Here is a 25,299-nt window from a genome sequence, read left to right on the forward strand (position 1 = left end):
GAACGGAAACAGCTATGCCCTTCCTGAAACGCGGTGCGCTTGTGGTCGCCGCGCTGTTCCTGTCCGCCTGGACCTTGTTGCCGGCCCAGGCTCGAACGACCGATGATGCTGCCGTCGCGGTGGCGACCGCGGCCGCGCGGCAGGCTGCGGTCGAGTTCTACACGGGCCCTACCGGCGAGCGGACCTATGTGCTGCCGCGGGAACAGGCCGGTCTCGACAAGGCCGAGGTCGATGTTGCGCTGCGGGTCAGCCGGTACACGACGGCGGACGTCGATCAGGCGGTTCAGTCGATCGCCAAGGTCATCGACACGCCCGGGTATCGGCAGCAGGGGAACGTCTCGACGCTCAGCCTGGACGGCGCCTCCGACACGGTCCTGGTCGAGACCACGCTGCCGCGAGAGGTCTGGCCGGCGATCGAGCAGGCGAGTCCGATCGACGTGACGGTCCGGGCGTCCAACGCGAAGTCCTCCCGGCAGCAGCCGGAGACGGTCGCCGACGCGCCGGTCGGCGTCCAGGCTGATGCCTACAGCCGGGCGCTCGACCCGAGCCCGCACTTCGGCGGTGCGATCGTCAACGGCCAGGGCCGCGCGAAGCCGTGCTGCAACACGCGGTGCAGCACCGGGATCGCGGTCAAACTCGAGAACGGCCGTAAGGCGATGACGACGGCCGGGCACTGCTTCCGGCTCGGCGCCTCGCTCAAGAGCGGCATGTTCAGTCACGGCAACCTGACCTACAACGCGCCGTTCCCGGCCAACGACTTCGCGCTGATCGACGCGGTCGTCGGAACGCGGAACCACAGCGGTCCAGGTGGCGCCCAGAGCCACGGCACCGTCAAGCTGTCTTCGGCTCGATCCACGGTCGCAGGCCTCGGTGGGGTCTGCATCTCGGGTGGAGTCAGTGGCGATCGCTGCAATCTGGAGATCTGGAAGACCGCCGCGGCCCTGTGCGACGCCGAAGGCTGCACCGGCGGCCTGGCCGTCACCGTCGGGCCCTGCTGTGCACAGTACGGCGACTCCGGCGCGATGGTCTTCACCCAGGACGAGTCGGGCCGGCATCCGCTCGGCAGTTACGTCGGCTCCGACGCCAACAACGAGTACTTCGAGAAGTGGACGAACATGGCCCACACCTTGCAGATCGCGGATGTGGCGTACTGATGCGACTCCATCGGGTTGTGTCCGGGCTACTCGTCCTGCTCCTCGCGTCGGTGGCGATACCGCCGATCACAGCCACCGCCGGGCCGGTCGTCGGCACCGACCGCGGCGTCGTCCGTGGCACGGTTGACGCCGGGTTGCGGTCCTTCCAAGGTGTTCCGTTCGCGGCTCCGCCGGTGGGGGAGTTGCGCTGGCGACCGCCCCAGCAGGCCAAGCCGTGGTCCGGCGTACTGGACGCCGCCGAGCCGAAACCGGGGTGTTCGCAGATCCCGGGGTTCGGATCCGGCCGGATCGTCAACGAGGACTGTCTCTACCTGAACATCAAGACGCCGAGCCGGATCCAGCGGCCGTTGCCGGTGATGGTGTGGATTCACGGCGGTGGGTTCACGAACGGCGAAGCCGCGGCGTACGACCCGGTCAAGCTGGTCAAACGCGGTGACGTCGTCGTGGTGACCATCTCCTACCGCCTGGGCGTTTTCGGCTTCCTCGCCACACCTGAGCTGACGACGGAAGGCCGGAACCAGTCCGGCAACTTCGGTTTCCAGGATCAGCAGGAGGCGTTGCGCTGGGTCCAGCGCAACATCCGCTCCTTCGGCGGCGACCCGGGGAACGTCACGATCTTCGGTGAGTCGGCCGGCGCCGCCAGCGTCTGCGGTCATCTGGTCACGCCAGGCTCGGCAGGCCTGTTCAGTAAGGCGATCGGGCAGAGCTGGGCCTGTGCCGAGCCGACCAGCGCGACGCGGCAGGAGGCCGAGACCTTGGGGACGGCGTTCGTCGGGCGCACCGGATGCGCGGACCTCGCCTGCCTGCGAGCCAAGCCGACCGCCGAAGTCCTGGACACCTGGGGGACCGACGTCCCCGCGGCGCCAGTTGTCGGCGGCAAGGAATTCCCGACCCGGCCGGAACAGCTGATTGCCGATGGCAAGTTCCGGCGCGTGCCGCTGCTCTGGGGGACGACGCGTGACGAGGCCCGGCTCGTCGTCAGCTTGCTGTACTTCGACGCCGGTGACCCGGTCACGGCCGCGGGGTACGAGGCGACGACGCGCGAGTTGCTCGGCGAGCAGGCCGACGCGGTGCTGGCCAAGTATCCGGCGACTGCCTACCCGTCACCGGCGATCGCGCTGGCGACCATGCTGACGGACAAAACCCTTGCCCGCGGCTACTTCGGTGGCCTCAGCACCTGCCTGAACCTCCGCGGTTATCGCGGCCTCAGTCAGCACACGCCCGTCTATGCCTATCAGTTCGCCGACCGGACCGCCCCCAGCTTCAAGGACTGGCCGGACTTCGACGAAGGCGCCGCGCACGGGACCGAGCTGTACTACCTGTGGCCCGGCTCCTTCGGCACCAAGCTCAACCCGGCCCAGGATCGCCTGTCCGACCAACTGGCGACCTACTGGACGACGTTCGCCCGGACCGGCACGCCCAATTCCGCGAGCTCCCCGGCTTGGCCGCGCTTCACCGCGGACGACGACGTCCAGACGATGTCGCTGGACCGCGTCGGCCCGGCCGATCCGGGGATCGAGAGCAACTGCGGCTGGTGGTCGGCACTCGGCTGACGCCGATGAGCCGGTGATGGGCGGCGAATGACCTGGGGGTTGGGCGGTTCCCCGGGGCACGCTGTACTCGGCACACGAACCCATCGTCTCGCACCCCGGGGCGGGGAAGAGGCACTCTCGTGTGCCGCCTCCGGCCGGAGCGTCCAGTTCCCTCCACCCAACTGGATGCTCCGGCCATCGAGGTGAACGAAAGCTGATCGGCGAATGGCCTGGCCGTTGACCGTTCGCCGATCCGACGATCGGTGCATGCAAATGGATCGGGCGGTGGTGGTCGGCGCCGGGGTGAGCGGCTTGCTGGCAGCGGTGGCGCTGAGCCGGAGTTTCGCGCGCGTCACCGTGATTGACTGGGATGCGACGGAAGGCCGTGCGGCGGCGGCCGGTGGCTGGAAACCGCAGTGGCTGCTGGCAGGCGGCGTCCAGGCCCTCGACGATCTACTACCCGACTTCAGCACTGACCTGCTGAGCGTGGGCGCCTGCCCCGCCGACCCGCAGCGCGACGTCCACTCGTACGTCGGCGGCCGCCGGCTCCACTCCGGGACGACCGGCCTGACCGGGTTCGGCATCAGCCGCCCGCTCCTGGAGTCGGTACTGCGGACTCGGGTCGAGAAGCTGCCCGAGGTCGAGATCTGCTCCGGGTACGACGTCCTCGGATTGATCGGCGATCGGCAGCGCGTCACCGGCGTCCAACTGCTACCGCGTCTGGACGGCGGCGCGACCTCGCATCTGGTCGCGGATCTGGTCGTCGACGCGGGCGGTCGCGGGTCGCGCGCGACGTGCTGGCTGAGCGCGCTGGGGTACTCCGGACCGGAGGTCGACGAGGTCGCGGTGGATGTCGTCTACGTCGGCAGGCACTATCGGCGCGTGCCCGGCGCGCTCGGTGGCCGGGCCGCCACCTGGGTCAACTACTCCCGGGAGGAGCCGCGCTGCGGCATCGTGATGGCGCAGGAGCACGACGTGTTCGCCGTCCTCCTCGGTGGCATGCTCGGCGCCGAACCCCCGAGCAGCGAAGCAGGTCTGACGGCTTGGGCCGAGTCGCTGGTCTGCTCGGACGTCGCCTACGTCATGCGGACGGCGGAGCCGCTGGACGAGCCGGTTCGGCTGAACGCCGGGTCGAATCGCTGGCGTCGGTACGACCGATCCACGCCGCCGGACGGGTTCGTCGCGGTCGGAGACGCGTTGTGCAGTTTCAACCCGGCGTATGGCCAGGGCGTGACGATGGCGGCCCGCGAGGCTGTCCTGCTCCGTGAGGTCTGTGCGGAAGCTACCGCTGGCGTCACCGAGCGCTACTTCACCCGCAGCGCCGCCCTGCTCGCCGATCCGTGGCGGATCGCGGCCGGCCGGGACGCCGCACTGCGGAGCCGCGTGGCCGATCTGGCGGACCGCTACGTCCAAGCGTTGGTGCGCGTCGCTCCGGACGATCGGGAGCTCAGTGCTGCGGTCGCCCGCGTCGCGAGTCTGGCAGCACCGACCAGCGAGCTGCTGGCGCCGCGGCTGGTCGGCCGGGTCGTCGTCCGGAGTTTGGCGCGACTCGCGCGGTGAATGTTTCAGCTCACGCGCCGGTTGTGGCGTCTTTGTCGCACTTCGCGGCCCGCACGCTTAAGCCGCGCTTACGTCGGTTGCCGGAGATGGAAAGCGCTGTCTACTGTCGACAAAACCGGTTAAGTAGTAACTGTCGGTGGTGGAGAGGGTGAGTATGGTCCCGGTGCGCGATGAGGAGCGGTCGCTGGCGGTTCGGCTGCGGTCGGCGCGGATGCGGCGGTTCGCCGGTCGGACCGCCGAGCGGGAGTTGTTCGCCGGCGCCTTGGCGGCGTCCCCGGCGGCGGCGTTCGTCGTGCTGTGGGTCTCGGGGCCGCCCGGGATCGGCAAGACGGCGCTGCTGGAGGCGTTCGCCGAGGACGCTCGCGGCGCGGGCCGTCCGGTGGTCTGCGTGAACGGCCGCGGCGCCGGTCCGTCCCGGGAGCTGTTCCTGGACCGGGAGGCCGAGATCGCGGCGGGGGAGACGACCGTTCTGCTCGTCGACGAGGTCGCCTGGGACGAGCAGCTCGAGGACTGGTTCCGGCAGAAGTTCGTCCCCGCGCTGCCGGCCGACGTCCTCGTGGTGATCGCGCATCGACTGCCGCCGGACCCCGGGTGGCGCGCCGACCTGGCCTGGACGGAGCTGCTCCGGGTCATCTCCCTGCGGAACCTGCCGCCGGACGTCGCCGAGGAGCTGCTGCGGGCGCGCGGCGTCGGCGACAGCTGCCGTGAGCCGATCCTCGCCTTCGCCGGCGGTCATCCGCTGGCGCTGTCGCTGGCGGCCGAGGTGGCCGTCGACGGACGGCGGCTGACGCGATCGATGCGGCCGTCGCACGACGTCGTCCGCACGTTGTTGTCGACGCTGGTCGGATCGGTGCCGAGCGCTCGGCATCGGCTGGCGCTGGAGATCTGCGCGCATGCCTACGACACGACCGAGGAGCTGCTTCGGGCAGTGCTCGGCTCCGCGACCGAGTCCGCGGATCTGTTCGCCTGGCTGCGGCTGCAGCCGTTCGTCGAGTACGGCGACCGCGGGCTCTACCCGCACGACGTCGTCCGCGATGCCTTGGACGTCGACCTGCGGTGGCGCGACGCGACGGGGTACGAATCCGTGCACCGGAAGCTGAAGGCGCATCTGCTGGACAAGATTCGCGCGGCCGAGGGCATGGCCGCGCTGGAGGAGCTGCGTGCCCTCGCGTTCCTGCATCGCACCAGCCCGGTGATGCAGCGCTACCTCAGCTGGGAACGCGGCGACCTCGGTACCGAGCAGCCGATCGACGGCCCGGACGACGTCCGCGCCGTCCTGGAGCTCGGCGTCCGGTCACTCGGCGAGGCCGCGCTGCCGGCGCTCACGTACTGGCTGGAGCGGCAGCCGCAAGCCTTCTCCGTTTACCGATCGCCGGGCTCGCCGATGCCGACGGCCTTTGTCGCGAAGCTGCGTCTGGAGGAGCCGCGGGGTGACGATCTCGCCGCGGATGCGGTCGTGGCGACGGCGTGGCAGCACAGCCGCGCGGCCGGCCCGGTCCGCGGCGGCGAGCACCTGACCGTCGTCCGCTACTTCGTGCTGGCCGCCGAATGCGAGCTGCCCTGCGGCACCGGCGATCTCATGCAGATGCGCCTGATCCACGAGTGGATCAAGGGCGAACGACTGGCCTGGACGTACGTCGCGGTCTCGGACGTCGATCGGTGGCGTGAGCAGCTCGAATACCTCGACCACGATCAGGTGGCCGGCGGGGAGGTGACACTGTTCGCACACGACTGGCGGGCCGTTCCAGTCGATCTGTGGCTCCACCGCTACGTCAACCACGAGCTGTTCGGTGCGGAGCTCGAGCAGAGCGCGCCCAGCGACAACCTCACCGTGCTGTCCCGCGAGGACTTCGATGCCGCCGTACGCCGGGCGCTGCGCGCATGGCGGCGGACCGACCAGCTGGCGGCGAACCCGTTGATCCGCAGCCGGTTGGTTGCCGAGAGCAAGAACACTGACCCGGTCCAGGGACTGCGCGAGGTGATCGGCGCGGCCGCGCAGGTCCTGGACGGCGACGCCCGCACCCAGCACCTGTACCGGGCCGTCGCAACCACCTACCTGCGCGGCGTACCGACGCAGGAGGTTGCCGCCGAAAGGCTCGATCTGCCCTTGAGTACCTATCGGCGGCACCTCACCCGCGGCCTCGAAGAGATCTGCGGCATCCTCTGGAACCGCGAGCTCTACGGGGCGGTCTGACGCTACTTGCCGAACACCTGCAGCTCGGCGAGCGCTGTGTAGACGCACCCACTGCCGAACACCTCGTCCGGGCAGGCGGTGGCGAGGTCGGGCTTCTGCGGGCTGAGCATCCAGAACCGGACGTACCGGACCTTGGCCGCGTTCGCCGTCGGCGTCAGCTCGGTGTACTTGCCGAGGCTCGCCGCGGTGAGCTCCCCGGCCTGCGCGGTGGCCCACGTCGTCCCGTCGGCGGACGTCTCGATCCGGTACTTGCCGGTCGCGGCGGACGCGTCGGCCACGCAATCCGGGGTCGAATCGACCGCGAACGCCGCCACGTCGATCGGGCGCGGCAGCTCGACATCCAGGTGCTTCGGGATCATCGCCTTGGCCGGATCGCCGTTGTCGTTACCGGTCGACGTCACCCAGCCGTGCTCCTGGCTCCCGTCGATCGCCGCGCCCGGACCGCATCCGTCGTCGCTCCGATCGAGCCCGGTGAAACCGATGATCTTGGCGCCGCTCGCGTGGCCGGCCCAGTTGCGGCGCGGGGTGAAGTCGGCCGGCTGCCCGGCCCGGACGCTGACGTCCTGCACCAGGGGCTCGTGGCCCGGGGCCCGGACCACGACCTTGCGGTACGTGCCGGGGCGGACGTCCGGCAGGGAGTAGTTGCCCTGAGCATCGGATGTCGCGAGGTAGCTACCGGCGAAACCGGAGGCGTGGCCGGTGAACACGATCTTGGCGGCCGGGACGGGGGCGCCGGTGTACTTGTCCCGGACGGTCCCGGTCAGCCGGTTCGCGCCCGACTTGGGCGGCAGCTGGAAGTCCTCGGCCGGGTAGCCGTCGCTGCTGTCGACCGTGCCGGCGAACCAGCCCAGGCCACGATTGGCGAAGACCTCCCAGATCTCGGCGGCCTTCTTGCCGTTGGCCACCAGATCGGCCTGCAGGATCGCGTTGCGCATGTCGAGCATGGTCGGCTCGGGAGGTGACAGCTCCATCGCGCGGGTGATGAGGCGGACGGCGTGCTCGCGGCCCAGGCGTTCGCGCAGATCCCACAGGGTCTGGGTCCAGACCTCACCGGAGGTGTGCCGTTGGGGAACGCGGCCGATCGTCGGGACGTCGCCGTACGTGTAGCCGCCGCGGCTGCCGTCTTTCTGGACACACTGCGGGCTGACGGCGTTGACCCGGCAGTCGATCGCCATCGTGCGGATCGTCTTGCCGTGGGTGGCGTATCTGCCGACCAGGAGGTCTCCCGACGCTGCGGTGTCGCGTTCCAGACCATGGGCGACCAGGTAGTCGTGCGCGTAGAAGTCGGCCCAGGCCTCGTCCATCGCGCCGGCCTGGAGCGTATCCAGGGCGGAGTGGTTGGCCGCGTCGACGACCAGCCGGGCATTCATCCCGTGGCCGTACTCGTGGTACAGCACATCCGCCGAGTTCGTGCCGCTGGACGGCACCCACGGCTCCTGGACGTCGTCGCCGCCTGGCGCGTGGAACAAGAACATCGCCAGCACCGGCGACGTGCCGTCCGGCGGTGTGGCCATGTAGGCGTTGTTGACGTGGAGCTCGTCCGGCCCACCGTCGGGGCCGGTCGCCGCGCCGTCGAGCGCGTTCAGTTTGACCGGGTCGCCGCCGGCCGCGTCGAACGAGCCAGCCGCCGGGGTGAAGCTGATCGGCGGCTTGGCCAGCCAGTCGTGGAAGTTGCTGGCCAGGTAGAAGCCGTTGGTGACGTTCTGGTCCTTGTTCGTCTTCCAGGAGCTCGGTTTGGCCGGATCCCAGGTGCAGACGAACGCCGCCGCGCAGAACGACGAGCTCTGGAACGGGACGATCCGGTACTGCCCGTTCGGGACGGCGACGATCTCATCCGGATCCGGCTCGTTGTTGTCGTTGACGTCGGCGAACGCGCTGACCGACGTCCCCTCGAGCAGCGACTTGGCGTTCTTCGGCAGCCAGTTGCGGTGAATCAGGTTCTCGACCCGCTGCGTCCCGCCCTTGGCGGCGCCGGGGTAGTTGTCCTGCACCAGCGCGTCGCCGTGCGCGGCGCGGGTCAGGTCCTTGCGGTGGTGCAACGCGCCGGTCTGCGCGTCGACGACGTGGGTGAAGACCTTGTTCGTCCCGGCGTTCACATAGGTCGACCAGCCTTTGCGCAGACCGGCGCCGGTACTGAACCAGACAAGCTTGGCGCGGTCGCCGTTACTCCACTTGACCGTTGCTCCGGTGGTCTTCGCGGTCGCCGCGGCCGGCGTCCCGTCGATATCCGCGGCCGCGGCCGTGCGCGCGGCGGCTGCCGACAGCGCCGTCGGCGCGCCCGACCGCGCGCGGGCTCGGCCGGTCAGGCCGGTGACCGGCCCGCCGAAGATCGAGACCACCTCACCGTGTTTGGTGACGTTGGCCTTCAAGCCCTTGCCGAAGACCTCGACGCCGTCGAGTTCCTGGGTCCAGAACACGTGATGCGTGCCGAGGTCGTCGACGTAGTCCTTGCGCAGTTTCAGGGTGCCGAGGTCGGCGGCCGAGAGCTTGTAGACCTCCGGATGAGCTTTGACGTAGTCGAGTGCGATGTCCGCGGCTGGTGCGCCGCTACGGCCGGTCAGAAAGGGCGACGTGGTACTCGAGCCGGTCGCTGTCGTTTCTCCGAAGAAGGAGGCGGACAGCAGACCGGCCGTGGTCACGGCGACCGCGACGGCGAGTTTCAACTTCATTGCCGAAGGGTTGTGGGGTGACCGGTTCGGCTACCAGGTCAATCGGCGCTCGACTTCTGCTCAGGCCGCGGCCAGCTCGAGGCCGAAGGCTTCGGCGACGCCGGCGTTGGTGACCTGACCGGCGAGGGTGTTCAGGCCCTTGGCCAGAGCCGGGTCCTGGTCGGTGGCTGCCTGCCAGCCGTGGTCGGCCAGGGCGGTGAGGTAGGGGAGCGTGGCATTGGTGAGCGCCCGCGTCGAGGTCTCCGGGACGGCGCCGGGCATGTTGGCCACGCAGTAGTAGAGCGACTGGTGGACTCCGAAAGTCGGGGCGTCGTGCGTGGTGGGCTTGGAGCCCTCGAAGCAGCCGCCTTGGTCGATCGCGATGTCGACCAGGACCGAGCCCGGCTTCATGGTGGCGACCATGGCATCGGTCACGAGCTTGGGCGCGGCGGCGCCGGGGATCAGGACCGAGCCGATCACGAGGTCGGCCGTTTCGACCTGCTCGGCGATCTCCCAGCGGCTGGAGACACTGGTCCGGATGCGGCCGGCGTAGCGGTGCTCGAGCTCGCGGAGCCGCGGCAGCGACAGATCGATGACCGTGACGTCGGCGCCGAGGCCGATGGCGTTCGCGGCGGCGTGTTCACCGGCGACGCCGCCGCCGATCACGACCACCTTGGCCCGGTGGGTGCCGGCGACGCCGCCGAGCAGCGTGCCACGGCCGCCGGCCGCGCTGAGCAGGAAGTACGAGCCGGCCGACACCGAGAGCCGGCCCGCGACCTCGCTCATCGGCGAGAGCAGCGGCAGCGTGCGGTCGGGCAGCTGCACGGTCTCGTACGCGATGGACGTCGTCCCCGCGGCGAGCAGCGCTTCGGTCAACGGCCGGTCGGCCGCGAGATGCAGGTAGGTGAACAGCACCTGGTCGGCGCGCAGCAGGTCGTATTCACTGGCGATCGGCTCCTTGACCTTGGTCACCAGGTCGGAGTCGCCCCAGACCTCCGCGGCCGTCTCGACGAGGATCGCGCCGGCTTCGGCGTACTCGTGATCGGGGATGCGGGAACCGAGGCCGGCGCCCTGCTGGACGCGGACCTGGTGGCCGCGAGCCACGAGCGCGTCAACCCCGGCAGGGGTGATCGCCACCCGGTTCTCGTTGTTCTTGACCTCGGTGGGGACGCCGACGCGCATCGTTGCTCTCCTCTTCGCCGTTCGCGGATTCGGGGAAACTGTCACACGGGATTCGGCTGCGGTAGCCTGCTGCTGAAGATTTTCCGGCGATCCGAGGAGATTCCGCTGATGCGTTCGACCGTGGGGACGCAGTCGGCGTCCGGGCCGAAGAATCTTCCGACTCCAGCGCTTGATTCGGTCGACGAGCGGATCCTGGCCCGGCTGGCCGGTGACGGCCGGGCCACCAACGGCCAGCTGTCCCAGGCCGCCGGGATCGCCGCGTCGACGGCGCACGGGCGGGTGCGCTCGCTGCTGGACCGCGGGGTGATCGCCGGTTTCCACGCCGCGGTCGACCAGTCCGCGATCGGCAACGGGCTGCAGGCGATGATCGGCGTCACGCTCCGCGCCGGGCTCCGGCAGGAGAGCATCAGCCAGTTCACCCGCAGTATCCGCGGTCTCCCGCAGGTCGTGCAGCTGTTCTTCGTCGGCGGTACCGACGACTTCCTGGTCCACGTCGCGGTCCCGGACTCCTCGGAGCTGCGGCGGTTCGTCGTCGACCATCTCTCCGGTGAGCGAAGTGTCGCCTCCACCCGGACGAGCGTCATTTTCGAATACCACCGCAATGTCGTCGCGGCCGCCTTCGAATAACGCGTTTCCCGGCATCATAGGGGGATGTCCATTCAGGAAGGCTTTCGGAACGAGCGGATCGTGGTGGTACCGCGACCGGTGGTGACGGCGGCCTTGGCGCGACCGGTCACCCGGCGGCTGGTCGTCACCGTCGCCGGCTATTTCCCGGCCGCCGCGGGGCACCGGATGCAAAGGCCGCGCGGAATTGACGAGACGATCGTCATTGTGTGCGCGTCCGGGACGGGATGGGCCCGGGTCGGCGACGCCACGCACCGGATCGGATCGCAGTCCGCGCTGATCATTCCGCGCGGCGTGCCGCACACGTACGGCGCCGACGCCGCCAACCCGTGGACGATCTGGTGGTGCCACCTGTCCGGCACGGACGTCGCCGAGCTGGTCGAGACCCTCGAGGTGTCGGTGGAGCGGCCGATCGTCCCGATCCGCCGGATGGAGCGCGCGGTCGCGCTGCTCGACGAGATCGTCTCCACGCTCGAGCGCGGCCAGGCGCCGGCCTGGCTGATCGGTACGGCGGGCGCCGCGTGGAAGCTGCTCACGCAGATCAATGTCGACCGGGTGATGCCGGCCGACGGCGACCCGCTGCAGCGCGCGATGAGCTACCTGGCCGATCGCCTGGACAGCAGTGTCCGGGTTCCGGATCTGGCGAAGCTGGTCGGCGTCTCGCCCTCACACCTGAGCGCCCTGTTCCGCAAGGTCACCGGCGGCGGCGTCCTGGCCTATCACCAGAGCCTGCGGATGGCTCGCGCGCGGCAGCTGCTCGACGGCTCGCCGGCGACGGTCGCGAGTATCGCCGACGAGCTCGGCTATGCCGACCCGCTCTACTTCTCCCGGCAGTTCAGTCGCTTCCACGGCATGAGCCCCACCCAGTTCCGCCGCCGCGACGCCGTCTGATCCGTCACCCCTTGAGGCCGCTGTTCGCGATACCGGCGAAGAACTGCCGTTGCAGCACGACGAAAACGACGACCAGCGGCAGCGTGCAGATCAGCGCGCCCGCCATCAGCGTCGGATAGTCCGTGCCGAACTGGCCCTGCAGGCTGGCCAGCCCGACCGGCAGTGGACGAGCGTCACCGGCCGGCGCGACGATCAGCGGCCAGAGCAGGTCGTTCCACGAGTAGAGCGAGGTGAGGACGGCGAGCGCGGCCAGCATCGGCCGCGCCATCGGGAGCATCACGCTCCAGAACGTGCGGAAGGTGCCCGCGCCGTCCAGTCGTGCTGCCTCCTCGTACTCCTTCGGCATGGTCAGGAAGGCCTGCCGCATCAGGAAGGTCCCGAACGCCGAGAAGATGCCGGGAATCGCCAGCGCGGGCAGGGTGTCGAGCAGCCCCAGCCCCTTCATGATGTCGAACTGGCCGAGCAGGAACAGCTGGCTCGGCACCATCAGCATCAGCAGGAAGCAGGCGAACAACGTCCGGCGGCCGGGGAAGTTCAGCCGCGCGAACGCGTAGCCGGCCAGCGCGGCGACGAACACCTGGCCCACGACGCGCAGGATCAGCGAACCCGCCGAGACCAGGAACTGCGCCAGGAACGGCGTCTTGTCGAAGAAGGTCCGGAAGCCGTTCGCCGTCGGCTCGGCCGGGAACAGCGTCGGCGGCAGCGAGGCGACCTCGTTGCTGGTCTTGAAGGCGGTCAGGATCTCCCAGGCGAACGGCACCACCATCAGCGCCGCCGCGACGATCAGGACGGCGTGAATGCGCCATTGCCCGGCGCCGCGGCTAGTCATAGACGACCCACTTCTTCTGGACGGCGAACTGCACCGCGGTCACGATCATGATGATCACCAGCAACACGATCGCGATCGCCGCGGCATAGCCCTGTTTGAACTGCACGAAAGCGGCTTCGTAAAACAGGTAGACGATGGTTTTCGAACCGCTCAGCGCGGTGTTGTTGACACTGCCCAGCATGATGAAGACGAGATCGAACATCTGCAATGCGGAGATCGTCGTCAGAATGGTCACGAAGAAGACGCTCGGGCTGAGCAGCGGTAACGTGATCGAGAAGAACTGCCGGACCCGGCTCGCGCCGTCCAGCGCCGACGCCTCGTAGAGATCGACCGGGATGTTCTGCAGACCGGCGCCGAGAATGATCAGGTTCACGCCGAGCCCCATCCAGATCCCGACCACGGCGAACGCGTAGACGGCGAACCGGTCGTCGGCCACCCAGTACTGGCCCGGGACGCCGACCAGCGACAGCACGTAGTTGAGCAGCCCGAAGTCGCCGTTCAGGATGAACCGCCAGACCATGCCGACCGCGACCGGCAGCGTGACGACCGGCAGGAAGAACAACACCCGGTAGGCGGCCCGGCCGCGGGCGACCTGCTGGATCATCGCCGCCAGCACGATCGCCAGCGGGATGCCGAGCAGCACGATCGCGGTGTACTTCGCCGAGTTGCCGAGCGCACCCCAGAAATCGGCGTCCGTCAGCAGCTTGTCGTAGTTGGCGCCGCCGGTGAACCGGCCCGGGCCGAACACCGGCACGGTCTGGAAGCTCTTCAGGAACGTGGACAGGAACGGCCACAGGTAGAGCGCGGCCAGCCCGGCGAAGGCCGGCGCGATCATCAGGTACGCCGACCAGTCCGTCCGGCCCGGGGAGCGGCTCATCCGTTCTCGGCCAGCACTTTGTCGATGGCGTCGGCGTACTGAGCGGCGGCGTCGGCGACCGAGGTCTTGCCGTCCCAGGCGGGCGTCAGGTACTTGGCCTGCAGACCTTGCCACTCTGCGGCGTTGCCCTGGACCGGCAGCGGCACGGAGTACGCCTTGGCGTCGATGAAGACCTGCAGGTTCTTGAACTCCGGCATCGCGTTCATCCAGGTCTTCTCGGTGCCCTGGTACGCCGGGAGCACCGCGCCCGACTTGGCCTGGATGTTCGCCGCCTGCTCGCCGCTGGCGAACAGCAGGAACTTCTTCACCGCCTCCGGGTGCTTGGTCCCGGCGTACCCGACGTTCTCGATCCCGCTCGTCACGGTCGCCTGCTTGACGCCGGTGGGCAGCGGCGCGATGTCGACCTTGGCCCGGATCGCCTTGTTGTCGTAGAGCTTCAGCGCCCAGTAGGCGCCCGACACGTACATCGCGACCTTGCCCTGCTCGAACATCGTCTCGGCCTCGGTGTCGGACAGCTGCTGCAGCGTCGGCGAGGACTTGTCGGCCTGCAGGTCGGTCCAGAACTTGATCCCGGCCTGAGCCTCCGGGCTGTCGATGGCCGCCGTCTTGCCGTCGTCGGCGATCACCTTGCCGCCGGCCTGGAAGATCGAGTTGTAGTACCCGCCCTGGTAGTCCAGCGGCGCGGCCACGCCCCAGGTGCCGGCCGCCGGGTCGGTCAGCTTCTTCGCGGTCTCCCGGAAGTCGGCCCAGGTCCAGCCGGCCTTGGGGTACGCGACGCCGGCCTTGTCGAACATCGCCTTGTTGAACCAGACGGCGTTCGTGTCGACGTCCTTCGGCAGACCGTAGAGCTTGCCGTCGCCCTGGTCGTAGAGGTCCAGGACGGCCTTCGGGTACTTCGCCAGGTCGACCTGCTGCTCCTTGACGGCATCGGAGATGTCGAGCAGCTGGTTCCCGGCGGCGTACGGGCGGATCTGCTGGGCGAGCATCCAGAACGCGTCCGGCGCCGTCCCGCCGGCGGCGCCGGTCTGCAGCGTCGACCAGAACTCGGGGTACGGGCGCTCCTGGATCTTCACCGTGATGTCCGGGTTCGCCGCGGTGAAGGCGTCGGCGATCTCCTGCATGGCGGGTGTCTGCGTGCCGGCCCAGATGCCGTAGGTGATGGTCACCGGCCCGTCGTCCGAGCCGCTACCGCCCGAGCATCCCGCGAGCAGCGCCGCGACCATCACGATGGCCGGCGCGAGCAACGATTTCCTGGTCATTTGCTTCCTTTCGTCACAATGAGGCGGGCCGAGGCCCAGTCCACGTGCGCGGGCGGATCGCCGGCGGCGACCTGTCGGGTGGACAAGGTGATGACGCGAACGCCGGAGACGTCGAGATCGAGCTCGACCGCGGTGTCCCCGGCCCCCAGTTCGACCGAACCCAGCTCCCGGCCGTCGCCGCTCACGACGGCGCGGGCGCGGGTCCGCGGCGTCTCGTCGTCGATCCCCACCGAGGCGGTGAGGCGACCGACGTGACCGCCGAAGTACAGCTCGACCGACGACGGCGTGGACACGCCGAGCCCGTCGGTGAAATGCGTCCCGGCCACCCGCATCGGCGCCCCGTCGGCCGGATTGCCGCCGCCGTTGCTCTGATCGCGCTCGACCGGTCCACTTTCGTTGTCGAAGGCAAGCATCGGCAAGGCCGACACGCGGTGGATGCCGGCCGTGAGCGGGACGACGGCGCGCGCGTGCGCGACCACCGGCGGGACCGCACCGGACTCGACGGTGACGACGCCCTGCGCACCCGGCGGCAGATCGCCCGGCGCCTGGATGCGCCAGCGGTCGCCGCCGAGCGACTCGGCGCTCCAGCCGGGCGCAACTCGGACCTGTGCCTTGGTGGTGATCACGGCCGCGTGGTGTTCGTCGAGCTCGACCAGGGCCGGTTCGACCGTCGGCGCATCCGCTGTCGCGCGCGGGCGGGCGCGGAACAGATCGCCGTCCGAGACGATCGCGACGAAACCGCCGTTGGTGGCCAGCTTGACGTCGAACGATCGGGCCGTCAGCGCTCGTTCGGCCAGTCCGCCGGGGGCGTCCTCGACGATCCAGGCCTGCGGGTTGGTCAGTCCCAGCCGACTCAGGTCGACCGACACGACGCGCTGACCGCCGGCGGCGATACAGCCGATGAACCAGCGGTCGCCGGACCGGCGCGCGAGCACGGCCTCGGTGTCGGGTGTGCCGGACAGCAGGACGGTCTCGTCCCAGGCAGGCGCGAGCTCGGCCAGGAAGCGGGCGGCCAACGGGCGTTCGGCGTACGCCGCGACGTCGTCCGCGAAATGCGTGATACCGCACTCGAACACCACGCCGAGAGCCAGCTCGTGACCGTCGCTGGTGACCCGGTCCGGGGCCGAGAAGGCGACCGGCGTGTAGTCCATCGCGCCGACCACGTTGCGCGTGAACGGCTGGATGACGTTGTGCTCGGCGGTCAGCGGGGTGTCGTTGTAGAAGACGTAGTACTCCGAACCGCGGACGGCCTCGTAGCCGACGACCTGGGGCCAGGTCCGCGCCCAGCCGCGGGGGATCACCGAGCCGTGGAAGTTGACCATCAGGCCCAGTCGCGCGGTCTCCTGCAGCACGGTGTCGTACCAGCGGTAGCGGTCTTTGGACTCCGACTCCATGAAGTCGACCTTGATCCCGGCGACGCCCCACGAACGCCACAGCGCCAGTCTGCCGAGCTTCTCCGGTCCGTCCAGGTCGTGCCAGACGGTCCAGAGGTGCACCTGGATGCCGCGGCGGCTCGCGTACGCGACGATCTCCGGCACCCAGGTCTCCTCCCAGCCGCAGTCGATCAGCAGGTGCTCCCAGGAGAGATCGGCCGCGGCGTCCACGAAGCGCTTCTGCTGGGTGAGCTGAGCGCCGGAGTAGAAGTCGGACCACCACGACCAGGCGGCCCGGCCGGGGCGTACCCAGTCCGCGCGGGCCAGCTCGGGACGGACCGGGGCGGCCAGCTCGTCGACGAGCAGCGACTCCACGACGTCCGCGAGCGAGCCGATCACGAAGACTCGCCACGGCGTGACATCGCCGCGGGCGATCTCGACCGGGACGTCGGCGATCCCGAACCCGAGCCGCTGACCGGAGACGGCCGCGTGGGCTCCGGCGTACCGGCCGTCGATTCCGGACTCCGAGACCAGCAGGTAGCCGTCGTCGGACCGGGCGAGGAACGGGAAGCCGTATGCGCCGGGCTCGAGGTCGGCCAGGTCGACACCGACGCGCGGGGTCTCGTACCAGGTCTGGTGTTCGAGGACCCAGGCCCGGGAGAACTGGCTCAGATCGACGCGGGTGTGGTCGGCGGTCAGGGTCGTGGTGCCCGGTAGCTCCGGCATGGCGTAGCGGACGGCGACGCCGTCCGGGCTGACCCGGACGCGGACGACCCAGTCGCGCCCGGTGGCTGGGTGGTGGAGGTCGACCCGCAGCTCCCGGTGGTCGACCAGGTGGTCGCCGCGCGCCTTCCCCGCGGCGGCGAACCACTCCTCGACGACCGGGAACTCGGCCGCGGAGACGACGGTCGATCCGGCGCTCAGATCAGCGCCGTCCACGCTGATGCCCAGGGCAACCACCGCGAGGGGCTGATCGCGCCGGGTGATCATCAGGTCGATGGATGATTCGCCGACCGAGACGGTCGCAGCGACGGCACCGTTGCGAACGCTCGGACGGGACCCGACCTGGTTGCCCACAATCACTCCATGTTGCGTTGGGATAACGGCGCTCTGCAGGCCTCTTGGAGCGCAACCCTAGTCAGCGCGGACGCCCGCGAACATGGTCGTTCGGCGCTGCGGCATGGACGAATCGACGAAACAACGGCGGCCGCGCACCCCGCTGCTACACGGGGTGCGCGGCCTGACTACGGACGATCAGCGGACGACGCTCACCCGGTCGATCCCGACCGCCGCCGACGACGCGCTCTTGACTCTGATCACGTTGGAACCTGCGGTGAGGGCGAGGCCCAGCGTCTTGGTCGCCACCGCGGTCGCGGACCCGGTCGCCGGGAGGCTGACCGTGACGGCCGTCCCGCCGTTGACCTGGACCTGGACGGTCTGGGCCGTCGCGCTGGCGTAGTCCAGGCGGACGGTGTGGTTACCCGCGGCCGCCGCCGTGATGCCGTTGACGTCGAGGGTGCCGGCGCCGTTGAGCGACTTCACGAACGTGCCGCCCGAGCAGCCTGCGCACGCGGCCGTGACCGCGCCGCCGGCCAGAGTGTTCCCGGCGGCCTCCGCCTCGGTGGCCCGTTCGATGATCAGGGCATCGATATCCGGGGCGAACGCGCTCGGGTTGTCGAACTTGATCGTGTTCGCGCCCGCGACCAGCGGGACGTCGACCGTCCACTTGTTGACGAACTCCCAGCCGCCCGAGTCCGGGAGGTTCTGGGTGCTCAGCACCGTGCCGTTGACGGTGATCCGGACCGACCGCGGGTCGGCCGAGGTGTAGGTGAAGGTCATCTTGTGCGTGCCGGCCGTCGTCGCCGTCACGTTGTTGAACTGCACCGAACCGCCCGAGCCGACATTGCCGACCTTGGAGCCGGTCGAGCAGCCCTTGCAGGCGTCGACCGAGGCCGCGCCCGCGCGGGTGTTGGCCGCGGACTCCGCCTCGTACCGGGTGTCGCCGTTGCCGACCTGGGGGAGCGGCGTCTGCGAGATGTGCACCGAGACGCCACCGGTCGCGATCATCGGCAGCGACAACGTCGTCGCGCTCGTCACCGACTGCGTGCTGACCTGTACCCGACCGGCCGCGGTGTCGGAGAAGATCGTCGCGGTGTAGGTGCCCGCTCCCAGGAACGTCAGCGGTACGGACGCCGTCCGCGCGGGCGACGTCATCCCGGCGATGAACCAGTCGGCGCCGGATCGGCGGGCCAGCGTGATGTGGTCACCCGGGAAACCCTCGACGACCTTCGTCTGGTCCCAGGTGGTCGGGATGGCCCGCATCAGGTGCCGGCCGGGCCACTGCTGATAAGCGGCGGCCGAGTCGGCGTAGTTGATCATGCCGGTGTTGTAGACGATCGCCTGGGCGAGCGTGTGACCCTGAGTCAGGATCGACGCGTTCTGCGAGATCATCGTCGGCGTGTAGTCCATCGAGCCGATCGGGCCACGCGTGAACGGATACGTGACGTCGGCGGCCGCGGTCGTAGGCGGCGGGTACTTGTAGTGCTCGGTGCCGGCCACGGCCTCCGACGTCAGCAACCACGGCCAGGTGCGGTTCTCACCGCCGGGCTTGGTGCTGCCGTGCAGGTTGAGCATCATCTGGTGCGCGCCCGCGGCGTCGCCGATCGACTGGTACCAGCGCTGCACGGCCTGGGAGTCGTTCAGGAAGAAGTCGACCTTGAGCCCGTCGACGCCGTACGCCTTGTGGTCGGCGACCAGCTGGTTGGCCTGCGCGGGCGTCTGAGCCGCGTCCGCGGTGACCCAAGCGAAGATCTTGACGCCCCGTTGCGCGGCGTACGCCGAGATCGCGGGCAGGTCGACCGCCGGGGTGTAGCAGCAGTCGACGGTGACGTACTCGAAGCCCATCTCCGCGGCGAAGTCGACCATCTGCTTCTGTTTGGTCAGGTCGGAGGCGCTGTCCTCGTCGGAGTACCAGGACCAGGCCGCCCGGCCGGGCTTGACCCAGGACGGCGTACTCGCGGCGGGCGGGTTCAGGTTCTGGACGAGGTCGGAGTTGTAGAGGACGTCGAGGTTCGGCGCGATGATCGCGACCCGCCACGGCGTCTGGAACGGATAGGTGCTCGCCATCGGGAACCCCTGGTCGGGGGTCCGGGACAGTTTCAGCAACCCGGTCCCGAGGCCGTCGCCCTCCAGCATGCCGGGCGCGTAACTGGCGTTCGAGTTGTAGACGTTGGCCTCGCTGATCAACGTGTAGTAGGCGTTGTTGTTGATCGACGCCAGCGCCGGCATGGTCAGATCGACGCCGGAGTTGAGCTGCGCGGCGTTGCGGTAGATGTAGTCCTGCTCGTAGTTGCCGTTCCAGGGCGCCGCCCACCCGCCAGTCGTGGCCGGCAACCGGAACCCGGTCGACTCACCGGTGATCGATACGTTCCCGCTGCCCGGCAGCACGTACCGGAACGCGATCCCGTCGTTGTACGCCCGCACCACCAGCTGCATGGTCGCGCCGCTCTTGGAGTACGTGAGCGTCATCTGCCGACCGTCGTTGCTGTAACTCGGCTTCGTCCCGGCCGGCAGCGAGTACGTCTCGGTGATCACCGAGCGCGCCTCCCCGACGTACGACAGCCCCGACGTGAAGTCGACACCACTGGTCGCGATCCCGAGCGGCGAGTCGCCGAAGATCGTCGTACTCCCCGACACCACGCTGTACGTCAGCGCACCACTGGCCTGATCGGTCACCGTGATGTTCGTCAACCCGTCCGGCGACGTCACCGTATGCGTCACCAACGCCTGCGCCGGCATCGCCGTCAGCAACGGCACCGCCAGCGCCAGCGCCGCGACCAGCACTGCCAAACCCTTTGCCCTGCGGGAACTTCGCATGTCCATCCCCTCGCTCGTCCGCCACTGTGCCCCCGAACCTCAGAGCGTATGGACGCACGACCACCGAGAGAATGAGACTTCGTCCCCCCACCATGGACATTCCGCCGCAATCGGCCGCGAACCCGCGGCGGCCGGTCAGACGTGCGGGTTGGCGCGGCCGCCGCTGGTGTGGCAACGGATGTTGGCGCCCGACTGCCGGTAGACGCAGACCGTCAGCATGACCTCGACGATGACCTTGGTATCGGTCCGCCGGATGTCCCCGAAGTTGGTGCCGTCGACACCGCACCCGTTCGTGTCCGCCTTCCACGAGCCCACGCCCCGGCTTCCGTCGGCATGGACCCACTCCACCCGGCCGCGGACCGGGAGGTCGTCACCGGGACAGACGTCGCGGACCTTGAAGTCCCGGAAGACCACCGACTTCCGGCCGCGGAAGTCGACGGTGGCTCGCGCCTCGCCGCCCTTCGTCGCGCCCGACGGGTAGTACAGCCGAGCCAGCTCCAACCCGTCGGCCGCCTGCGCCGGACCGGCGACGAGCAACGCCCCGACTCCCGCCAGCGCTGCCGCGACTCCGACCACGGCGCCGGCAATTCGTCCCTTCACAAAACCCTCCAAGAATCCTGCAACCGATCTGGCGCCCGTGACTCTAGGCGCCGCCGGCGGCAGGTTCCTGCCCGTACCCGGCCCGTACCGCAGGGCAAAGATGTCAGCTGACGCAGAGGCAGAAGGGGTGGCCGGCGGGGTCGAGGAAGACGCGGAAGGTGGTGCCGGGCTGGTGGGTGGGTTTGGTGGCGCCGAGGGCGAGTACTTGGGGCTCGGCTTCGTCGAGGTCGCGGACCATGACGTCGAGGTGCACCTGCTGAGGTGTTTCCTGGCCGGGCCAGGCCGGGGGCTTGAAGTTCTCGACGCCCTGGAAACAGATGACGTTGCCGCCGTCCTCAGGGCGGATCTCCGCCCAGCCGTCGTCGGCTTTGACGTTCCACCCGAGGAGCTCACCGTAGAAGGCGGCGAGGGCGGCCGGGTCGGGGCAGTCCAGGACGAAGCTGGGATACATCGCGATAGCCATGCTGAGGACGCTACTCCCGATTCCGGACGGTCTGCGTCCGGTTAGGTGATGCGCAAGACGGCGGAGGTGCCCTTGACGCCCAGCGTGGTCGCCTTGGTCATCGAGCCGGTGGTGCCCCAACCGGCTTCGCCGCCGACGCCGACATTCGTCGAGAAGCCGCCACCGTCGGAGGTGCGGTTGCTGATACTCACGGCGCCGCCGGCGACGCTGACGGTGATGCGCGTGCCTCGGACGGTGAAGGCGGCGGACTTCTTGATCAGGACGACGCATTTACCGTCGGCGCAGGCCGCGTAGTTCTGGCCGTCGGCGGCGACCGGGAGGGCCTGGTTGGCCGGCTTGCAGGTGGGTGCCTGGCGATAGGCGAGGGCGATCATCGGGTCGGCCTTCACCAGCGCGGCGAGATCTGGTCCGGCTGGTTTGACGGCGGTGATCAGCGTTGCCAGTTGGCGGGTCACGCGGACCGCCTCGGCGTCGTCGCGCCCGAAAGCGTCCTGTGGTTCACCAGCCAGGGCTTCGACCTTCGGGACCGCCTTGGACAGGACGGTCCTGTACTGCGCGGTCAAGCGGTCGGCGGCCGCGTTACCCGTCGGCTCCAGCGCGGTGAAGGCATCGGCGGTCAGCTGCAGCGAGGTTCCAACCTGGACCGGATAGCTCTTGGCCACCAGTGAGCCGATGCGTGCGTCCTTCATCATCGTCAGCGTCTGACTCGCCTTGCTGCGCTGGTTCGCCAACTGCTCGATGCCATCACACATCCCGTCCGCCCAGGCGACCAACTGCACACCCGGTGTCGGTGCGGGTGTCGTGATGGTCGGAGTGGGGGTCGCGGTCGGCTCGGTGCGTGGCTGATCGGCCGGGCCGGAGCAGGCGGTCAGCAACAAGAGGCCCAAGGCAACGATTGTCCGCGAGATGGTCACCCTGCGAACGTACGGCGGCCGGTCACGCGCCAGGAGCGGGTGGCCGGAAGTTGTCAGGTGGCGGCGACTCGGATGGAGTGGGCGGCGGTGAGGCCGAGGATGTGGCAGGCGCCGTTGTGGTCGACGTCGATGGTGCCGATGGCGTCTTGGCGGCGGTGGATCTGGAGGGTGGTGCCGATGGTGATGCCGAGGTCGGCGAGGTGGCGGAGGAGGTCGGGGTCTTCGTCGGAGACGCGGGCGACGCGGACGTGGCGGCCGGGTTCGATGGTGTCGAGGGCCGGGTGGTCGGTGATCGGCAGGGTGCCGTCGGCGCGGGGGATCGGGTCGCCGTGCGGGTCGTGGTCGGGCTGACCGAGTTTGGCGGCGAGGCGTTCGGCGAAGAGGTCGGAGACCGCGTGCTCGAGGACTTCGGCCTCGTCGTGGACCTCGTCCCAGGTGTAGCCGAGGTACTCGACCAGGAACGTCTCGATCAGCCGGTGTTTGCGCACGGTCGCCAGCGCCAGCCGCTGTCCCTGGTCGGTGAGCTCGATGTCGCCGTACTTGGCGTGCGTCAGCAGGCCGCGCTCGGTGAGCTTGCGGACGGCGCCGGACACCGACGAGGGCGCGAGACCGAGCCGGGACGCGAGGACGCCGACCGTGACCGGGCCGTCGGACCACTCACGCGCGTTCCAGACGACCTTGAGGTAGTTCTCGGTCACCTGCGTCTCCGCCACTGCTCGCCTCCCCGTCATCCGTTCGCGACCGCCCGCCGCGACCAGCTTGCCAGATACGTGCTGACCAGGCCGCGCCGCGGACCGAAGAGATGGACCAGCCCGAACGTGACGCCTTGCGTGACGACGACCAGCCCGCCGGACGCGGCGTCCAGCCAGTAGCTGAGGTAGATCCCGACGACCGAGCTGGTCGCCGACAGCAACGGCGCGATCCACAGCATCCGCGTGAACCGATCCGTCAGCAGGTACGCCGTCGCCCCCGGGATGATCAGCATCGCAACCACGAGGATGACGCCGACCACCTGCAACGCGACCACCGCGGTCAACGCGAGGACGCCGAGCAACAGCCCGCCGAGCCGCCGCGGCGACAGTCCGATCGCGTGCGCGTGCACCGGGTCGAACGCGTACAGCGTCAGGTCCCGCCGCTTGACCAGCAAGACGATCAGCGCGACCGCCGCCAGGACGCCGATCTGCAGCTGATCGGACGGCGAGATGCCGAGGATGTTGCCGAAGATGATGTGGTTCAGGTCGGTCTGGCTCGGGACGACCGAGATCAGCACCAGTCCGAGTGCGAACAACGTCGTGAACACGATCCCGATCACGGCGTCCTCCTTCACCCGGCTGGTACTGCGGATCGCGCCGATCAGCCCGACCGCGAGGAACCCGAACACCACCGCGCCGATCCCGAACGGCAGCCCGAGCATGTAGGCGATCACGACCCCCGGCAGGACGGCGTGCGAGACGGCGTCGCCGAGCAGCGACCAGCCGATCAGCACCAGCCAGCAGGACAGGACGGCGCAGACCACCGCCGCGACGACCGTCGTGATCAGCGCCCGGACCATGAAGTCGTAGGACAGCGGTTCGAGCAGGAGATCGAGCAGAGTCATGACACGGCGTCCTGTTCGAGCGGGTCGAGACCGAAGCAGCGGGCCAGACTCTCCGGGCGGAGCGCCTCGGAAACCGAGCCCTGGAAGAGGATCCGGCGCAGCAGCAGGATGGCCTCGTCGGCCAGCTCGGGCAACGCGTGCAGGTCGTGGGTGGAGACCAGGATCGTCCGCTGGTCGGCGGCCAGCTCACGTAACAGCCGGACGATCGTCGCCTCGGAACGCTTGTCGACCCCGGCGAACGGCTCGTCGAGGAACAGGATCCCGGCCTCCTGCGCGATGCCGCGGGCAACGAACGCGCGCCGCCGCTGCCCGCCGGACAACTGGCCGATCTGGCGATCGGCGTACTCGCTGAGCTCGACGCGCTCCAGGGCCTCGGCGACCGCGACGCGATCGGACCGGCCGGGCCGCCGCGTCCAGCCCAGGTGGCTGTAGCGGCCCATCATCACCACGTCGTGGACCGAGAGCGGGAAGTTCCAGTCGACGTCCTCGCTCTGCGGGACGTACGCGATCGTGCCGTGTCGGCGCGCCTCGGCGGCGGTCCGGCCGGCGATCCGGATCTCGCCCTGGTCCGGCCGGAGGATCCCCATCATCGCCTTGAACAGCGTCGACTTCCCCGATCCGTTCATCCCGATCAGCCCGGTCACCCGGCCGGCCTCGAGCCGCAGGTCGACGTCCTCGAGCGCCCGGATCTCGCCGTACCGGACGGACAGGCCGGAGACCTCGATCGCCGCGGTCACGAGCGGCCCGTCAGCCCGGCGATGATCGTCGCCGCGTCGTGCCGGATCAGGTCGAGGTACGTCGGCACCGGGCCGTCCGCCTCGGACAGCGAGTCGACGTACAGGACGCCGCCGTACTTCGCCCCGGTCGCGTCGACCACCCGCTGCATCGGTTTGTCCGAGACCGTCGACTCGCAGAACACCGCCGGGACCTTGCCGGCCTTGACGAACTCGATCGTCGACGAGATCTGCTGCGGCGTCGCCTGCTGCTCGGCGTTCACCGGCCAGATGTACTTCTCGGTCAGCCCGGCGTCCCGCGCGAGATAGGAGAAGGCGCCCTCGCAGGTGACCAGCGCGCGCTCGTTCTTCGGCAGCCCGGCGAGCCCCTTGACCAGCTCGCTCTGCACGGTCTGCAGCTTCGCCTGGTACGCCTTCCCGTTCGCGGCGTAGTCGGCCGCGTGCTCGGGGTCGAGTTTGCTGAACGCGGTGACCATGTTGTCCACATAGGTGGACACGTTCAGCGGGCTCATCCAGGCGTGCGGGTTCGGCTTCCCGGCGTAGGCGTCCTCGGTGATGTCCAGGACGCGGACGCCGTCCGAGACGACGGCGTGCGGCGCTTCCGCGCTCTCGACGAATTTCGCGAACCACGACTCCAGGTTCAGGCCGTTGTCCAGGATCAGGTCGGCCTTCGACGCCTTCCGGACGTCGCCGGGCGTCGGCTCGTAGCCGTGGATCTCGGCCCCGGGTTTGGTGATCGACTCGACCGCCAGATGATCGCCCGCGACGTTGCGGGCGATATCGGCCAGCACCGTGAACGTCGTCAGCACCGTTGGTCGGTCGTCCGACGCCGCGGCGCCGCCGGGTAACGAGCAGCCCGCGAGTAACGCCGTCGCTGCCACGACCGAAACGCCCCAGGTCTTCCAGCCAGCCTTCATCATCCGAATCTAGAAGTTCGGTGGACCGAAAACAAGTCTTGGCGCCACCGAAGGGCGGGCGCGGCCCGGATCAGG

20 protein-coding genes are annotated in these 25,299 nt (G+C 69.4%); 6 read left to right on the top strand and 14 right to left on the bottom strand.

Annotated elements, in window-relative coordinates:
- The first annotated feature begins 14 nt into the window (after positions 1 to 14).
- From ACZ6ZD_RS31790 to ACZ6ZD_RS31805, 4 genes are all read left to right on the top strand, one after another.
- Entirely contained in the window at positions 15 to 1,154 is a 1,140-nt protein-coding gene (locus tag ACZ6ZD_RS31790) for a chymotrypsin family serine protease (RefSeq protein ID WP_465677628.1), read from the top strand.
- Positions 1,154 to 2,707 (top strand): carboxylesterase/lipase family protein, encoded by a 1,554-nt coding sequence (locus ACZ6ZD_RS31795; RefSeq protein ID WP_465677629.1) that lies wholly within the window; start codon positions 1,154 to 1,156, stop codon positions 2,705 to 2,707. The genes ACZ6ZD_RS31790 and ACZ6ZD_RS31795 overlap by 1 nt, the downstream gene beginning before the upstream one ends.
- A gap of 246 nt (positions 2,708 to 2,953) precedes the next feature.
- Positions 2,954 to 4,246, top strand: coding sequence for an FAD-dependent oxidoreductase (locus ACZ6ZD_RS31800; RefSeq protein ID WP_465677630.1), 1,293 nt, complete (start codon positions 2,954 to 2,956; stop codon positions 4,244 to 4,246).
- A gap of 148 nt (positions 4,247 to 4,394) precedes the next feature.
- Entirely contained in the window at positions 4,395 to 6,440 is a 2,046-nt protein-coding gene (locus ACZ6ZD_RS31805) for a hypothetical protein (RefSeq protein ID WP_465677631.1), read from the top strand.
- Positions 6,441 to 6,442: 2 nt separating this feature from the next.
- On the opposite strand, the gene ACZ6ZD_RS31810 is transcribed toward ACZ6ZD_RS31805, so the two are convergent.
- Both ACZ6ZD_RS31810 and ald read right to left on the bottom strand, forming a co-directional pair.
- Positions 6,443 to 9,109: a M36 family metallopeptidase gene (locus ACZ6ZD_RS31810; protein WP_465677632.1), complete on the bottom strand. Its 2,667-nt coding sequence runs from the start codon at positions 9,107 to 9,109 to the stop codon at positions 6,443 to 6,445.
- Positions 9,110 to 9,169: 60 nt separating this feature from the next.
- Complete coding sequence (ald, locus tag ACZ6ZD_RS31815) at positions 9,170 to 10,270, bottom strand: alanine dehydrogenase (RefSeq protein ID WP_465677633.1); 1,101 nt, start codon at positions 10,268 to 10,270, stop codon at positions 9,170 to 9,172.
- Between the two features lie 108 nt (positions 10,271 to 10,378).
- Here ald and ACZ6ZD_RS31820 point away from each other — a divergent pair, with 108 nt between their 5' ends.
- Entirely contained in the window at positions 10,379 to 10,897 is a 519-nt protein-coding gene (locus ACZ6ZD_RS31820; protein ID WP_465677634.1) for an Lrp/AsnC family transcriptional regulator, read from the top strand.
- A gap of 24 nt (positions 10,898 to 10,921) precedes the next feature.
- Positions 10,922 to 11,785 carry a helix-turn-helix domain-containing protein gene (locus tag ACZ6ZD_RS31825; protein WP_465677635.1) on the top strand — a complete coding sequence of 288 codons (864 nt, stop codon included), beginning with the start codon at positions 10,922 to 10,924 and terminating at the stop codon, positions 11,783 to 11,785.
- A gap of 4 nt (positions 11,786 to 11,789) precedes the next feature.
- On the opposite strand, the gene ACZ6ZD_RS31830 is transcribed toward ACZ6ZD_RS31825, so the two are convergent.
- From ACZ6ZD_RS31830 to ACZ6ZD_RS31885, 12 genes are all read right to left on the bottom strand, one after another.
- Positions 11,790 to 12,614 carry a carbohydrate ABC transporter permease gene (locus tag ACZ6ZD_RS31830; protein WP_465677636.1) on the bottom strand — a complete coding sequence of 275 codons (825 nt, stop codon included), beginning with the start codon at positions 12,612 to 12,614 and terminating at the stop codon, positions 11,790 to 11,792.
- On the bottom strand, positions 12,607 to 13,491 hold the full coding sequence (locus tag ACZ6ZD_RS31835) for a carbohydrate ABC transporter permease (protein ID WP_465677637.1): 885 nt from the start codon (positions 13,489 to 13,491) through the stop codon (positions 12,607 to 12,609). Before ACZ6ZD_RS31835 ends, ACZ6ZD_RS31830 begins: the two co-directional genes overlap by 8 nt.
- Positions 13,488 to 14,750 (bottom strand): ABC transporter substrate-binding protein, encoded by a 1,263-nt coding sequence (locus ACZ6ZD_RS31840; RefSeq protein ID WP_465677638.1) that lies wholly within the window; start codon positions 14,748 to 14,750, stop codon positions 13,488 to 13,490. The genes ACZ6ZD_RS31835 and ACZ6ZD_RS31840 overlap by 4 nt, the downstream gene beginning before the upstream one ends.
- Positions 14,747 to 17,200: a glycoside hydrolase family 97 catalytic domain-containing protein gene (locus ACZ6ZD_RS31845; RefSeq protein WP_465677639.1), complete on the bottom strand. Its 2,454-nt coding sequence runs from the start codon at positions 17,198 to 17,200 to the stop codon at positions 14,747 to 14,749. The genes ACZ6ZD_RS31840 and ACZ6ZD_RS31845 overlap by 4 nt, the downstream gene beginning before the upstream one ends.
- 177 nt (positions 17,201 to 17,377) lie before the next feature.
- Positions 17,378 to 19,999 (bottom strand): glycoside hydrolase family 97 N-terminal domain-containing protein, encoded by a 2,622-nt coding sequence (locus tag ACZ6ZD_RS31850; protein WP_465677640.1) that lies wholly within the window; start codon positions 19,997 to 19,999, stop codon positions 17,378 to 17,380.
- A 135-nt stretch (positions 20,000 to 20,134) separates the two neighbouring features.
- On the bottom strand, positions 20,135 to 20,599 hold the full coding sequence (locus tag ACZ6ZD_RS31855) for a hypothetical protein (RefSeq protein WP_465677641.1): 465 nt from the start codon (positions 20,597 to 20,599) through the stop codon (positions 20,135 to 20,137).
- 103 nt (positions 20,600 to 20,702) lie between these two features.
- The gene (locus ACZ6ZD_RS31860; protein WP_465677642.1) at positions 20,703 to 21,062 is read right to left on the bottom strand and encodes a VOC family protein; all 360 of its coding nucleotides are present in this window, start codon (positions 21,060 to 21,062) and stop codon (positions 20,703 to 20,705) included.
- Between the two features lie 41 nt (positions 21,063 to 21,103).
- Positions 21,104 to 21,976, bottom strand: a complete 873-nt coding sequence (locus ACZ6ZD_RS31865; protein WP_465677643.1) for a hypothetical protein — start codon at positions 21,974 to 21,976, stop codon at positions 21,104 to 21,106.
- Between the two features lie 53 nt (positions 21,977 to 22,029).
- Positions 22,030 to 22,689, bottom strand: a complete 660-nt coding sequence (locus ACZ6ZD_RS31870; RefSeq protein WP_465677644.1) for a metal-dependent transcriptional regulator — start codon at positions 22,687 to 22,689, stop codon at positions 22,030 to 22,032.
- Between the two features lie 14 nt (positions 22,690 to 22,703).
- A complete protein-coding gene (locus ACZ6ZD_RS31875) occupies positions 22,704 to 23,573 on the bottom strand; it encodes a metal ABC transporter permease (RefSeq protein WP_465677645.1) in 870 nt (289 codons plus the stop codon).
- Complete coding sequence (locus ACZ6ZD_RS31880) at positions 23,570 to 24,310, bottom strand: metal ABC transporter ATP-binding protein (RefSeq protein WP_465677646.1); 741 nt, start codon at positions 24,308 to 24,310, stop codon at positions 23,570 to 23,572. The genes ACZ6ZD_RS31875 and ACZ6ZD_RS31880 overlap by 4 nt, the downstream gene beginning before the upstream one ends.
- Positions 24,307 to 25,224 carry a metal ABC transporter substrate-binding protein gene (locus tag ACZ6ZD_RS31885; RefSeq protein ID WP_465677647.1) on the bottom strand — a complete coding sequence of 306 codons (918 nt, stop codon included), beginning with the start codon at positions 25,222 to 25,224 and terminating at the stop codon, positions 24,307 to 24,309. Before ACZ6ZD_RS31885 ends, ACZ6ZD_RS31880 begins: the two co-directional genes overlap by 4 nt.
- Positions 25,225 to 25,299: the final 75 nt, after the last annotated feature.

This window comes from Kribbella sp. NPDC104218 (assembly GCF_055584105.1).